The following is a 12507-nucleotide window of genomic DNA, read 5'->3' as shown; positions in this document are numbered from 1 at the left end:
CGGCGTACCGCTCAGGAACCGTCGGAGAAACGCGTCCGTTCCTCGGCGACGACCGGTTCGTCCGCGCCGTAACGGTCGACCAGCGGCCGGAACGCCGCACCGAGCGCCCGCATGCACTGCCCAGTCGAGACGTAGTCGAGTTCGTCGGCGACGACGTCCCACGGGTGGCTCTGAAGCACTTTTCTGACGAGCAGACGCTCCGCGCGGGGCGAGAGGTCGACGATGCCCTCGACGAGGTGGGCGAGCGCGAGACGCCGAAACGCTCCGGGGGCGGCGACGTAGAGGCCCGGTCCGTACGATGCGCCGACGACGACGCGCCACTCGTGGTCGGAGAGCGTCGGGTCGACACCCGAACCGGTCGCACCGAGCGTGGCCCGAACGACGTCGGCGTCGGCGTCCCGGAGCGGGTCCGAGAGGACGCCGACCGCCCTGTCTCGGAACCACCGCGAGTGTCGTTCCGCGAGCGCCCGACCCGACGCCGAGAGCGGATGCAACATGACCGCGGAGTACTCGCCGCTGGTGTCGTTTCGCGTCGTCGAGAGGTGGACCGTCCGGTAGCCGTTCTCGCGCCAAAACGAGAGCAGCTCCGGCGTCGCCCCGTAGCCGACGCCGAGCCAATCGGCGCTCTCGTCGAACTCGTCTCGAACGTCGGCGAGCAGCCGAGAGCCGAGGCCGCGCGAGCGGACGGCGTGGTGCGTCGCGATGCGGAGCACTCGGTAACCGACCGGCGACGCCGCTTCTTCGTCTCTGAGCTGACTCGTCAGCACGTCGGGAATCATGTTGCCCGCGACGCGCTGGCCCTCGTACATCTCGCGCCGAGTCGACTCCGGGAGCCCGCCCTCGCGGGCCAGCAGCGCGACGGAGACGACGCGGCCGTCGTGAAGCAACGCCCGCACCGAGAGGTTCGGCGCGTCGAGCAACCGCGCGAGGTCGTTCGGCTCGGTTCGGTAGTGTGCGAGTACGAGCAGGCCAAACACCTCCCGAAGGAGATGCTCGTCGGCCAGCAGGTCGTCGGGGTCGAACGCGCGGTACTCGACCGATTCGGTCGTCGCGTCCGCGACGAGTTGGTCGACCGGCGGGCGGGCGTCGAGCAGCAGCGCGCGGAACGCCCAGAGTTCGAGCGGGTCGCCCCCGGCGTAGCGGATGGGCTCCGCGAGCGTCACGTCCGACACCTCGAACTCGCTGTCGTCGAGTCGGTCGCGGAACCGCACCGAGAAACCGCGGCCCGCGCCCTCGTAGCCGCGGACGGTGGTGAAGAAGCCGACGGCGGGCGCGTCGAGAACGTTCGAGAGCAGGCGGACGGGGAACGCCGCCGCCTCGTCGACGAGCACGACGTCCGGGTTGTCGCCGCCGTGGTCGCCGTCGCCATCTGCCTCTCCGAGTCGGTCGACGGCGTCGACGGGTGGAACGAACCGCACTCGCCCGCCGGTGACCGTCTCGATTCGCCGGTCGTCGTCGCCGGCGTCGGCCCGACAGCCCATCGACTCGACGACTGCGGCGGCGCGGACGAACACCTCGCGGGCGTTCCGGAACGCCGGCGCGGTGACGAGCACGTCTCTCCCTTCGGCGGCGAGCGCACCGGCGGCGATGCCCGCGGCGCTCGACTTGCCTCGTCCACGGTCGGCTTCGACGACGACGGCGTGGCCGGGGTCGGCGAGCGCTTCGAGCGCGGCGACGGCGTCGGCCTGGTCGTCGGTGAGGCAGCTCTCGTAGACGGCCTCGGGGAAGGCCGCGTTCTCGGGAGTCTCCGGCGGGTCGTGCGGTCGCGCGGGCCACGGGTCGGTGAGGCCGTCGCGTTCGACCGTCCCGGAATCGACGTCGACGACTGCGATCCCCGGATGCTCGCGGAGCGTCCCGACGAGTCGCGCCCGGAACCGCGTCCCCACGTCGTCGAGGTCGAACGGCGGCACCGCGAGGTGGTCGTCGAACCAGCCGCGGCGCTCGGGCCACACCGACAGCGGCGGGGCGAGGAGGACGAGGAGACCGCCGCCGTCGACGGCACCGACGACCTGTCCGAGCGCGTTCGGCGAGAACTTCTCGTGGGCGTCGAGTACGACGGCTTTTCGCGTCCGGCCGAGGAGGTTCGAAGCGCGGTTCGGCGCGTAGCGCTCGAATCTGAACCCCTCGCGCGAGGTGACGAAGGTTACGTCCTCGTCGGGGATTCCGGCGGCGTCGAGGGCGGTGTAAGCGGCGTCGGTGCCGGCGTCGCGGTCGCCCGCGAGTACGAGCAGCCGGCGTTCGTTCGCACGCTCGGCCTCGGCGCGGAGGCGGTCGGCGAGGGCGGCCACGTCCATCGTCCGTACTGGTCGCTTACGGGTAATGGTGATTTCGTCTGGGCGGCGGTTCAGACCGATTCGTCACTCGCTCGGTTCCTGTCAAACGTGTTTCTCTCTCGTTTCTGAAAATCGCCATGCGCAGGCCTACCACGGCCTGTACGCTTTGAAAGCGCTTTTATGGGGTGCTACGTTACAGGAGTGTACAACCTGTTCGAGGTTGATGAAGCCCCACGCCATCAGGGACCGACCATCTGGTGTGGGGCGCGAGCCTACGAACAGGGAGGTGAACAACCAATGCCAGTTTACGTTGATTACGAAGTTCCGGCCGACCTCGCCGAGCGCGCTCTCGAAGCGCTCGAGGTCGCCCGAGACACCGGTACGGTAAAGAAGGGAACCAACGAGACGACCAAAGCCATCGAGCGCGGCAACGCCGACCTCGTCTACGTCGCCGAAGACGTCTCCCCCGAGGAGATCGTCATGCACCTGCCCGAACTCGCGGACGAGAAGGGCATCGCGTACATCTTCGTCGAGACGCAGGACGACATCGGCCACGCGGCCGGTCTCGAAGTCGGCAGCGCTGCCGCCGCCATCGTCGACGCCGGCGAGGCCGACGAGGACGTCGAAGACATAGCCTCGAAGGTCGAGGACCTGCAGTAAGCGACCATGAGCGCAGAAGAGAGTACCAACGACTCGACGTCCGCGGAGGTCATCGAGATCGTTGGCAAGACCGGGATGCACGGCGAGGCCATGCAGGTCAAATGCCGCATCCGCGAAGGCTCGAACCAGGGCCGCATCATCACGCGCAACGTGTTGGGTCCCGTCCGAGAGGGCGACGTGCTTCAGCTCCGCGAGACCCAGCGTGACGCGGACTCCATCGGAGGCCAGTAAGCCAATGCCACAGAACCGAGACTGCGACTACTGCGGCGCGGACATCGAACCCGGAACGGGGACGATGTTCGTCCGCACCGACGGAACCGTCATCCACTACTGCTCCTCGAAGTGCGAGAAGAACGCCGACCTCGGCCGCGAATCCCGCGACTTGGAGTGGACCGAAGCCGGCGGAGGGGCCGAATGAGCCACCACGACGAGCGAACGTTCGTGATGGTCAAACCCGACGGCGTCCAGCGCGGCCTCATCGGCGACATCGTCTCCCGATTCGAGGACCGCGGCCTCAAACTCGTCGCCGGGAAGTTCATGCAGATCGACGAGGAGCTCGCCCACGAACACTACGGCGAGCACGAGGGCAAGCCGTTCTTCGACGGCCTCGTCGAGTTCATCACCTCCGGACCCGTCTTCGCGATGGTCTGGGAGGGCGCGGACGCGACCCGACAGGTCCGCCGCATGATGGGCGAGACCGACCCCGCCGACTCCGCGCCGGGCACCATCCGCGGTGACTTCGGCCTCGACCTCGGCCGGAACGTCATCCACGGCTCCGACCACGAGGACGAGGGCGCGAACGAACGCGAAATCAGCCTGTTCTTCGACGACGAGGAACTGCTCGACTACGAACGCGTCGACGAGCAGTGGCTCTACGAAGACGAAGACCACTAATCTCCGCGTTTTCTCTCGCTTTCCGACCGCCGAGCGACCGCCGTACTCGGCTCGTTTTCGTTCGTCTCGACTGCTTGAGTCTCCCGAACCCGGGAGAGTTCAATCGTCGCGCGCAAAGCGATATGCGCACGGCCCTCTTCTCTCAGCCTGAATCAGCGGCGACACCACGCCGCCGGAAGGTCACCCATGGTCGACATCTCACAACTGTTCGTCCTGTTCGCGATACTCCTCGTCGTCGTCTTCGTCGGGTACGTCTTCGTCGTCTTGACGGGTGCGCTCCTGCTCGCACGAGTCGCGAGCGCGCTCACCGCGAGAACGACGACCGTCGTCCCGGACCGTCGAAGCCTCGGCGACGTGGAGCGTCACCTCGAATCGCTCGCGCTCGAACGCCACGTCGACGCAGGTGTCGTCCGCGCCGTCGAACCGGAGCGCCGCCGCCCCGGCCGAAGCCCGGCGGCGTACGCCAGAAACCCGGTAGACGGCGTTCGCGTCGACGTGGCGATTCCGACGCCCGACCGCCCCGTCGTCAGCGAGTGGTTCCCGCTCCCCGCGCGACTCGACGGGGGGTCGAGACTCGAAGCGGTCCTTCGAAGGTACGGCGTCCCGCCGAGCGACCTCTCGGAGCTCTTGGGGACCGAAGTCCCCGTCAGAAGGGACGCGAGGGGCGAGTGGGTCGTCGACTGGAAGAGAGAGGAGCCGAGGTTCGACTTCCCGCTGACGGCTCTCCTCGGGGCGGGGGTTCGGTGGGCCTCGGAGCGGGACAAACGACGGACGTGACGTTCAGGACGAAACGGAGGCTGATACCCCTGAAAATCCCTCATTCGGGATGTACAGGCGAAGCTGGCAAATGAGTTAAGAAAGCGTGAGAGGTTCCTCCACTTATGGGGAGTGCTAACAAACCACAAGATTCGGCGCAGGACCATCACGCAGATCACGACCACCACAACCACCACGACCACCACGACCACCACGACCACCACGACCACCACGACCACCGCGGTCCGGGCTATGCGACCCCGCAGGCCGCAATCGAGGAATCCGAACCCGAGACCGTCGCCTACGTTCCGGCGCTCTACGTCGGAACGGACGTCGACGCGCCGGACTTCCTCGCGGTCGTCGACCTCGACCCCGACTCGGCGACGTACGGCGAGGTCACGGACCGGATGGAGATGCCGAACAAGGGCGACGAGCTCCACCACTTCGGCTGGAACGCCTGTTCGTCCTCCTGCCACGTCGAGGGACTCGACCGACGGTATCTCGTCGTCCCGGGCCAGCGCTCTTCGCGGATCCACATCGTCGACACCGATGATCCGCGACACCCCGAAATCACGAAAGTGATCGAACCGGAGGAGGTGTTCGAGTACGACCTCTCCGCGCCCCACACAGTCCACTGCGCGCCCGGCGGCACGATTATCGTGAGCATGCTCGGCAACGCCGACGGCGAACTCCCGGGAGGGTTCCTCGAACTGAACGAGGAGTTCGACATCGTCGGTCGCTGGGAGTCGCCGGACCAGATAGAGATGAACTACGACTTCTGGTACCAACCCCGGCGCAACGTGATGATCTCCTCGGAGTGGGCCGCTCCGAAGACGTACCAGCCCGGCTTCGACCCGGCTGACGTCGAGGCCGGCAACTACGGCCGTCGCATCCACGTCTGGGACTGGGAGAACCGGACGGTGAAACAGACGCTCGACCTCGGCGAAGAGGGTCACCTTCCGCTCGAAGTTCGGTTCTTCCACTCGCCGGAGGGGGCCGGCGCGTTCGTCGGCGCGGCGCTCTCGTCGAACGTCTTCTACGCCTACGAGCGCGACGGCGAGTGGGCGGCCGAGAAAGTCATCGACATCGAACCGCGGGAGGCCGAGGGGATGGACGACCCCGCCCCCGGGGTTATCACCGACCTCCTCCTCTCGATGGACGACAGATACCTCTTCCTCTCGTGTTGGCTCCACGGCGAGGCCCACATGTACGACGTCTCGGACCCGATGCATCCGCGGCTGGTCGACACGCTCGCCGTCGGCGGTCTCTTCGGCGAGGAGGCCCCGGTCGCGGACCGCCAACTCGCCGCCGGGCCGCAGATGCTCCAGCTGTCGGTCGACGGCGAGCGACTGTACTTCACCACGTCGCTGTACTCGACGTGGGACAACCAGTTCTTCCCGGAGGAGGCCGAGCGCGGGTCGGTGATGTTGAAGGCGGACGTCGATCCCCGGAAGGGGACGATGACGCTCGACGAGGAGTTCCTCGTCGACTTCGGCGAGATGCCCGCCGGACCGGCGCGCGCCCACGAGATCCGCTGGCCGGACACGGACTGCACCAGCGACGTGTGGATATGATGTGACCGCGAGAGTTACGCTGGGTTGGCGCGACGGGAGGGAAGCGACCGTCGACGCCGAACCCGGAGAGACGGTCCTGACCGCGGCCGAGCGTGCGGGCGTCGCGCTCCCGTTCGGCTGTCGGACCGGCGCGTGCGGGACGTGTACCGGCCGGTTGCGAGCGGGCGAGGTCGAGTACCGTCGTCCGCCGCGAGCGCTCAAGGAGCGACAGCGCCGGCGGGGATACGTGCTCTGTTGCGTCGCCGAACCGCGCACGGACTGCCGTCTCGCGGTCGGAGCCGACGTGCAGGCCGAACTAACGGAGAACCCGTGGCGGTGACCCGGAACCGCCGTCGGTTCCCCGACAGTCGTTCCGGTCGCGTCCGAACCCGCGACCGACCCGCCGCTCTCGCGGTCGTCGCCGCCGCGACGGTCGTCGCCGTCGTCGTCACCGTCCTCGCAGTCCCCGCTCCCGTCGGCGTGTCGGGCGTCGCCGTCGCGCGTCGCGCGGCCGCATCGGGACTGCCGACTCGAATGCTCGCGGCGTTGCTCGTTCTCCTCGGCGGGGGTGCCGTCCTGGTCGCCCTCTTCGACGACCCGCTTTTCGGGCTTCTCGGCGGTAGCGCCGGCGGCGCGGCGGCGACCGCCCTGCTGTATCGGCGCGAGGGTCGCGAAGTCGACGGCGACGCGGCGTTCGGAGCGGTTCTCGTCCACCGGGGGCTCGAAGGGGGGCTCCTCGCCGCCGCCGCGGCCACCGACGTGGTCGTCGGCGTCGCGGGCGCGCTGGTGCTCGCGCTCCACGCCGCCGGGGAGACCGCGGCCGTCGGCGCTCTCTACGGCGCGCGAAGCCGCCGACGGGCCGTCGCCGCCGTTCTCGCGGTTCAGGCGGTTTTCGTCCTCGGAGCCGTCGGCGGCGGCGCGGCGGTCGCGGTGCTGCCGCCGGCGGTGCGTGTCGTCGCGCTCAGTCTGAGCGGCGGCGTCCTCGCAACGGTCGGCGTACACACCGCCAGACACTCGCACGGAGCAGACTCTCACGGAGTCGGCCCGCACGGAACAGACCCTCACGGAGTCGGACGCCAGCGCGAAACACACGTCGCGACCGACGACGCCGGGTCCGGTGTCGTCGTATCTTCCGGGCAGATTCCCGGAGATGAGAGTCACGACGTCGCGAAGTAGCGGCGCGCCGCGACCGTTCCGGCCTGCAGACGCAGCCCCCACTCAGGTCGCTCCGAAACGGCAGCAAAAGGGCGCCGCGTCGACCGTCTCAATCTCCGTCCGCTTTTCGCTCGTCCGGTTGCGGCGAACGCTTTGCGGCTGCTCGTGGCACACATCCTGCACGACACTCAGCGCACGCAACCGACTCTCGGAGGGCGACTCCGTCGACGCCGTCGTCAAAGCGACCGACGTGATGATGACGCCTAACCGTAAATCGAAATCGGAGCGGCGCGTCAGTCGGCGGTCGGGACGGGGGCGTCGAGATCGATTTCGCCCGCGTCGAGTTCCGCCTCGACTTCGCGGGCCGCCGTGACCATGTTCTCCATCTTGCCGTAGGCGATGTCGCGCGGCAGCAGTTTGAGCCCGCAGTCCGGCGAGATGGTGAGTTTCTCCGGCGGAACGACCTTCAGCCCCTGTTTGATGTTCTCTTTTATCTCCTCGACGGGTTCGACTTCGGCGGTGTGCGCGTCGACGACGCCGAGCGCGAGGTCCGGTTCGAATTCCGGTTCGGTGAACACGTCTATCTGCTCGTAGTCGCCGTTGCAGAGTTCGACGTCGAACTCGTCGATGGGGAACTCGTTGAGTTCGGGGTAGATGCGCGAGTAGTCGCCGTAGCAGACGTGCAGGCCGATGCGGACCTCGTCGGGGATGCCGTCGGCGATGCGTTCGAGACACTCGCCGACGATGGCGTGGTCGTCGGGCGTCGTCGCCAGCGCGGGCTCGTCTATCTGGACGTAGCGCGCGCCCGCTTCGACGAGTTTCTCGATTTCGAGGTTGACGAGGTCGGCGAGGTCGTACGCGAGTTCCTCCTCGTTCTCGTACGCCTCGTTGAACGACCAGTTAGCCAGCGTGTACGGCCCCGTGATGGGGACCTTGACCGGCCGGGAGGCGACGTCGCGGGTGAACTCGAACTCGTCGACCAGCCACGGTTCGTCGTACTCGACCTCGCTCGCGACGCTCGGCTTGTCGAAGTAGTTGTGGCCCCACACCTTGACCGGGCCGTTGAACTCGTAGCCGTCGATGCGGTGCGCGAAGAACTCGACCATCTCGTTTCTGCGCATCTCGCCGTCGACGACGGTGTCGAGTCCGGCGCGCTCGTGCTCGTGGGTGATGACCTCCGAGGCGTCGTCGTACGCCTCCGCGAGGTTGTCGGCGTCGAAGCGCGCCTCCTCGTCCTCCGAGAGGTCTTTCGCGCGGTTGAGCCACTTCGGCTTCGGATAACTCCCCACGACCGTCGTCAGGAGGAAGTGGTCGTTCTCGTGGTTCTCGGGGTGGAACTGCGCTCTGTTGTCGGCGTCTCGGCTCATGCTTGTACCTCCGTCTCCTCGCCGCGAGCGAGGGCGACGCCCTCGGCCAGCGCGGTCAGCTTCTCTCGATACTTGTTCACCGGCAGGTAGAACAGCTCGGTGTTGCTCGTCGCGTAGACGGCGTCGAACTCCTGTGCCGGAATCTGGTCCTGCACCCACTCGATGCGGTCGCGGACGGTCTCCGGCGATTCGACGAGCGTGTTCTGGCCGTCGACGAGGCCGAGCGCGACGCTGTCTTTCGTACCGTACTCGTTGACGTTGTACAACGTCTGGTCGCGGTCGCCCGACACCACGTCGAAGCCGATGGCGTCGACGTCGGCGTCCATCAGGTGCGCGTACACTTTCTCCTCCAGCGCGCCCCAGTAGCTGTGGACGACCACGTCGGCGTCCGTCGCGGCGGCGACTGCGTCGACGGCCTCGCTCGCTCGCGCGTCGAGGCCGTCACCGGGCGCGTTCTCGACGAGCGACGGCTCCAGCAAGAACAGCGTCTCGTGCTCGGGGAACGCCTCGACCTCGCCGGCGAGGAACTCGGCCACGGCGTCCAGGAACGCCGCCTCGTCGCCGTAGTGCTCGTCGGTCGCGAGGTCGGAAAGCGAGTACGGACCGGGCAGGACCGCCTGCAGCGAGTCGTCGCCGTCGAGCAGCTCCGTCGTCGCTTTCAGCTCCGCCGCCACGTCGCCGGAGAAGCCGAGTTCGTCGACGACTCGCGGGTCGCGGTAGAAGTTGTTGTTGTCGTAGTAACGGACGATGCCGCCCGTCTCGACGCTGTCGTGGACGGTCAGCGGGTGCGCGAGGTTGTCGTCCCAGCGGAGCTGCCCCTCGACGACTCGGTCGAGGTTCGCGTCCCGCTGGTCGGCGACGACTTCTTCGCGCGCCTGCTCGTACGCGTCGATGATTTCGGGCCCCTCGTCGCCGCTGATGAGGTCGCCTTTCTGGTGGCCTTTCAACTCCGAGAGCCGCTGTTTCGCCCAGTCGGGCAACGGATACAGCCCCGGCGTCGTGGCTACGAGTTCGGTCATCACTCGTGGCTAAGAAATGCCGACGCTTAATATTTGCTAATGAAGAAAATGCCCAAGAGTTATCTCGGCGCGACGGTCCGACGCGAGTCAGCCGACGAGTCGGAGAATCGACAGCGTCTCGAAGGGGTAGGACTCCTCGGCGGCGACGTCGACGTCGAATCCGCGGCTCTCGGCGCGCTGGACCACCTCGTCGTAGCCCGAGAGACTGCTCACGAGCAGGAGTGCCTGCCCGCCCGAGGCGAGCACTCGACCGACACCGTCGACGAACGGGTCGATGAGCTCTCGGCCGGACTCGCCGCCCGACAGCGCGACTTCCATCCAGTCGCCCCACTCGTTGTCGGGGTCGGTGGGGAGGTAGGGAGGATTGAACAGCACCGTGTCGAACGCGCCGTCGGCGAACGGCGAGAAGAGGTCAGCGCGGACGACGTCGAACCCGTCTCCCCCCTCGTCTCGCAGGTCGTCCGCCCGCGCCTTCGCCTGCCGGCAGGCGTGGGGGTTGAGGTCGGAGGCGACGACGTCGGCGTCGGTCTCGGCGGCGACTTTCGCGGCGACCCAGCCCGACCCGGTGCCGACTTCGAGCGTCCGCCCGCGGGCGTGTTCGACCGCGGCTTTCGCCAGCAGCCCCGAGTCTTCCGCCGGTTGATACACGTGGGTTTCGACGCCGCGTCGGTCGGCCAGCGAGTCGCGGGTCGTCTCCGGTTGTTCCTCGTCGTCGTTCACTGGTTCTCACCCCCGCCGTTCTCTCTCGGGCCGGCGCTCTCGCCGCCGTCGGCGCTGGCCTGCATCGACCGCGACTCTCCGGCGAGTTCGAGACCGCCCGCCGGTCCCCGACCCATCAGTTCGCGCACCGGGAACGGGATGTCGATACCCTCCTCCTCGTAGGCGGACTTCACCGCCGAGATGACCGCCGTCCGGGTGCGCCACTTGCGGCGCGCGCTGGGGTTGTCTATCCAGACGCGGACGCCCAGGATGACCGCCGAGTCGCCGAACTCCTTGAGCACGACCTGCGGAGACGGCACCGTCAGCACGTCGTCGAGACCCTTCACGGCTTCGTGCGCGACTTCGGCGGCGTGGTCCGCGTCCGCGTCGTAGTCGACACCGACGTCGACTTCGATGCGGAGTCGGCCTTTCCGGGTCCGGTTGACGATGGGTTTCGCGCTCACGTCGTCGTTGGGTATCATCACGTACTCGCCCGCGAACGTCTGGAGTCGGGTCGTCACGATGGAGATGTCGGTGACGATGCCCTCGCTGTCGCCGATTTCGACCCAGTCGCCGATCTCGAACGGGCGCGAGAACATCAACACGAACCCCGCCAGCACCGACCCGAGCGTCTGGCGCGCGGCCATCCCGACGACGATGCCGAGAAAGCCGGCACCGACCAACAGGTTGCCGATGTCGTTGGTCATGAGGCCGATGACGACCAGCCCGACGAGCGAGTAGATGCCGACCTGCGTCAGCCGAAAGAGGATCTCGCGCTGGTGTTCGGTGATGTCGCTCGTCCCGGCGAGTCGCTGGATGAGGCGGCCGATGAACCCGGTCAGCGCGTAGGCGGCCCCGATGAGGATGAACGCGAGCGCGACTTTCGGGAGCATCTGCGTCAGGTCGAGGGTCGCGTACGCTCGCCGTAGCTCCCTCGTCAGACCCCACGTTCCGACGAGGACGACGATGCCGATAGTCGAGACGAGCGCGACGACGCCCGAGACGAACAGCTCCGAAGCGTTCCACCCTCGGTCCTCGGCCCACTCGTGCGCGCCGCGTCTGAACGCGAGCAGCGCCACCGAGATGACGATTGTGACGAGAATCTGCGCCTCGGGGTACGGTTCGGCGTTCGCCAACCACGGAATCAGTCCCCGCCAACTCGGTTCCTCCGCGACGAGGACCCACGCGTTATCCATCGCCACCCCTGCGGAACTCGGACGCGATGGCGGCGAGTTCGGCGAACTCCTCCGGCGTCACCTTCCCCGCTCGCTTGCGAAGCAGTTCTTCGGGCGCGGCGTCGACGACGGCGTCGGGGTCCGACAACCCCGAGATGTGTGCCGTGTTCCGGATGCCGTTTCGGACCGTCTTGCGACGCTGGGTGAAGACCGCCTTCACGAAGTCCAGGAAGAACTGTTCGTCGTCGACGTCGTAGTCGGGGTCGCGCGGCGTCAGGCGGACGATGGCGCTGTCGACGGCCGGCGGCGGGGAGAACGCCGTCGGCGGCACGGGTTCGACAAGCTCCGCTTCGGCGTAGTGCTGCGTACTCACCGAGAGGCGGCCGTACTCGGGAGTGCCGGGTTCGGCGACCATCCGGTCGGCGAACTCCTTCTGGAACATCAGTACCATCGGCCGCTTCTCCGGCAGCAGTCGGAACGCAATCTCGCTCGAGACGCCGTAGGGGAGGTTCGCCACGCAGGCGGTGAACTCGGGGAGGTTGACGTTGAGCGCGTCCCCTTCGACGACCGTCAACCGACCCGCTTCGGCCTCCTCGCGGAACTCCCGTTCGAGAAACGCGGCGAACGTCGGGTCGCGCTCGACGACGGTCACGCGCTCGGCGACGGCCAGCAGCCGGTCGGTCAGCGCGCCGGGACCGCCGCCGATTTCGAGGACGTGGCTCGTGTCGGTCCCCTCGGGGAGGTAGTCGGGGATGCGGTCGAGCACGCGGTCGTCGACCAGAAAGTGTTGGTCGTGGTCGGGGTCGCCGCGGACGCCGGCCCGTCGAATCAGGGCGTCCGGGTTGCGTCGCTGCGAACTGTGGGACTCTCCGTCCGACCCAGTCATTGGGCGGCTTTCACGCCCGACGTGGGTAAAGTTCCCGTTCCGGTCCGCGGTTCTCGGCCCCTTGCGGCGT

At 67.7% G+C, this 12507-nt stretch carries 14 protein-coding genes; 8 read left to right on the top strand and 6 right to left on the bottom strand.

The features are described 5' to 3' along the window. Positions 1-11: 11 nt before the first annotated feature. Positions 12-2294 (bottom strand): tRNA(Met) cytidine acetyltransferase TmcA, encoded by a 2283-nt coding sequence (gene tmcA / locus DV709_RS14430; protein ID WP_117595097.1) that lies wholly within the window; start codon positions 2292-2294, stop codon positions 12-14. Between the two features lie 276 nt (positions 2295-2570). On the opposite strand from tmcA, the gene rpl7ae reads away from it, so the two are divergent. The 8 genes from rpl7ae (at position 2571) to DV709_RS14390 (ending at position 7312) form a co-directional block, all read left to right on the top strand. Beyond that, a complete protein-coding gene (gene rpl7ae / locus DV709_RS14425; protein ID WP_117595096.1) occupies positions 2571-2933 on the top strand; it encodes a 50S ribosomal protein L7Ae in 363 nt (120 codons plus the stop codon). 6 nt (positions 2934-2939) lie between these two features. After that, entirely contained in the window at positions 2940-3164 is a 225-nt protein-coding gene (locus DV709_RS14420) for a 30S ribosomal protein S28e (RefSeq protein ID WP_058582947.1), read from the top strand. Positions 3165-3168: 4 nt separating this feature from the next. Continuing rightward, complete coding sequence (locus DV709_RS14415; protein ID WP_117595095.1) at positions 3169-3351, top strand: 50S ribosomal protein L24e; 183 nt, start codon at positions 3169-3171, stop codon at positions 3349-3351. Further along, the gene (gene ndk / locus DV709_RS14410; protein ID WP_117595094.1) at positions 3348-3827 is read left to right on the top strand and encodes a nucleoside-diphosphate kinase; all 480 of its coding nucleotides are present in this window, start codon (positions 3348-3350) and stop codon (positions 3825-3827) included. The genes DV709_RS14415 and ndk overlap by 4 nt, the downstream gene beginning before the upstream one ends. 186 nt (positions 3828-4013) lie before the next feature. Beyond that, positions 4014-4604 carry a hypothetical protein gene (locus DV709_RS14405; RefSeq protein ID WP_117595093.1) on the top strand — a complete coding sequence of 197 codons (591 nt, stop codon included), beginning with the start codon at positions 4014-4016 and terminating at the stop codon, positions 4602-4604. Positions 4605-4708: 104 nt separating this feature from the next. Next, positions 4709-6157 (top strand): selenium-binding protein SBP56-related protein, encoded by a 1449-nt coding sequence (locus DV709_RS14400; protein ID WP_117595092.1) that lies wholly within the window; start codon positions 4709-4711, stop codon positions 6155-6157. A gap of 1 nt (position 6158) precedes the next feature. Further along, positions 6159-6476, top strand: coding sequence for a 2Fe-2S iron-sulfur cluster-binding protein (locus tag DV709_RS14395; RefSeq protein ID WP_117595091.1), 318 nt, complete (start codon positions 6159-6161; stop codon positions 6474-6476). Next, the gene (locus DV709_RS14390; RefSeq protein ID WP_157972748.1) at positions 6473-7312 is read left to right on the top strand and encodes a hypothetical protein; all 840 of its coding nucleotides are present in this window, start codon (positions 6473-6475) and stop codon (positions 7310-7312) included. Before DV709_RS14395 ends, DV709_RS14390 begins: the two co-directional genes overlap by 4 nt. A 272-nt stretch (positions 7313-7584) precedes the next feature. On the opposite strand, the gene DV709_RS14385 is transcribed toward DV709_RS14390, so the two are convergent. From DV709_RS14385 to DV709_RS14365, 5 genes are all read right to left on the bottom strand, one after another. Continuing rightward, positions 7585-8658, bottom strand: a complete 1074-nt coding sequence (locus DV709_RS14385) for a methionine synthase (RefSeq protein WP_117595089.1) — start codon at positions 8656-8658, stop codon at positions 7585-7587. Then, positions 8655-9677, bottom strand: coding sequence for a 5-methyltetrahydropteroyltriglutamate--homocysteine methyltransferase (locus DV709_RS14380; RefSeq protein WP_117595088.1), 1023 nt, complete (start codon positions 9675-9677; stop codon positions 8655-8657). The genes DV709_RS14385 and DV709_RS14380 overlap by 4 nt, the downstream gene beginning before the upstream one ends. 87 nt (positions 9678-9764) lie before the next feature. Next, positions 9765-10397, bottom strand: a complete 633-nt coding sequence (locus DV709_RS14375; protein WP_232819749.1) for a HemK2/MTQ2 family protein methyltransferase — start codon at positions 10395-10397, stop codon at positions 9765-9767. Further along, positions 10394-11572, bottom strand: coding sequence for a mechanosensitive ion channel family protein (locus tag DV709_RS14370; protein ID WP_117595335.1), 1179 nt, complete (start codon positions 11570-11572; stop codon positions 10394-10396). Before DV709_RS14370 ends, DV709_RS14375 begins: the two co-directional genes overlap by 4 nt. Further along, entirely contained in the window at positions 11565-12437 is an 873-nt protein-coding gene (locus DV709_RS14365) for a 16S ribosomal RNA methyltransferase A (RefSeq protein ID WP_117595087.1), read from the bottom strand. The genes DV709_RS14370 and DV709_RS14365 overlap by 8 nt, the downstream gene beginning before the upstream one ends. Positions 12438-12507 lie beyond the last annotated feature (70 nt).

This window comes from Haloprofundus halophilus, assembly GCF_003439925.1.
Classification (GTDB): domain Archaea; phylum Halobacteriota; class Halobacteria; order Halobacteriales; family Haloferacaceae; genus Haloprofundus; species Haloprofundus halophilus.
Note: the sequence above shows the minus strand (reverse complement) of the source record. Positions and strands in the feature narration are given on the sequence as shown.

Bases quoted from the DNA above. Each gene is read 5' to 3' on its own strand.
- rpl7ae (WP_117595096.1), top strand. From the start codon at position 2,571: ATGCCAGTTTACGTTGATTACGAAGTTCCGGCCGACCTCGCCGAGCGC.
- ndk (WP_117595094.1), top strand. From the start codon at position 3,348: ATGAGCCACCACGACGAGCGAACGTTCGTGATGGTCAAACCCGACGGC.
- DV709_RS14380 (WP_117595088.1), bottom strand. From the start codon at position 9,677: ATGACCGAACTCGTAGCCACGACGCCGGGGCTGTATCCGTTGCCCGAC.
- DV709_RS14370 (WP_117595335.1), bottom strand. From the start codon at position 11,572: ATGGATAACGCGTGGGTCCTCGTCGCGGAGGAACCGAGTTGGCGGGGA.
- tmcA (WP_117595097.1), bottom strand. From the start codon at position 2,294: ATGGACGTGGCCGCCCTCGCCGACCGCCTCCGCGCCGAGGCCGAGCGT.
- DV709_RS14415 (WP_117595095.1), top strand. From the start codon at position 3,169: ATGCCACAGAACCGAGACTGCGACTACTGCGGCGCGGACATCGAACCC.
- DV709_RS14385 (WP_117595089.1), bottom strand. From the start codon at position 8,658: ATGAGCCGAGACGCCGACAACAGAGCGCAGTTCCACCCCGAGAACCAC.
- DV709_RS14420 (WP_058582947.1), top strand. From the start codon at position 2,940: ATGAGCGCAGAAGAGAGTACCAACGACTCGACGTCCGCGGAGGTCATC.
- DV709_RS14400 (WP_117595092.1), top strand. From the start codon at position 4,709: ATGGGGAGTGCTAACAAACCACAAGATTCGGCGCAGGACCATCACGCA.
- DV709_RS14405 (WP_117595093.1), top strand. From the start codon at position 4,014: ATGGTCGACATCTCACAACTGTTCGTCCTGTTCGCGATACTCCTCGTC.
- DV709_RS14365 (WP_117595087.1), bottom strand. From the start codon at position 12,437: ATGACTGGGTCGGACGGAGAGTCCCACAGTTCGCAGCGACGCAACCCG.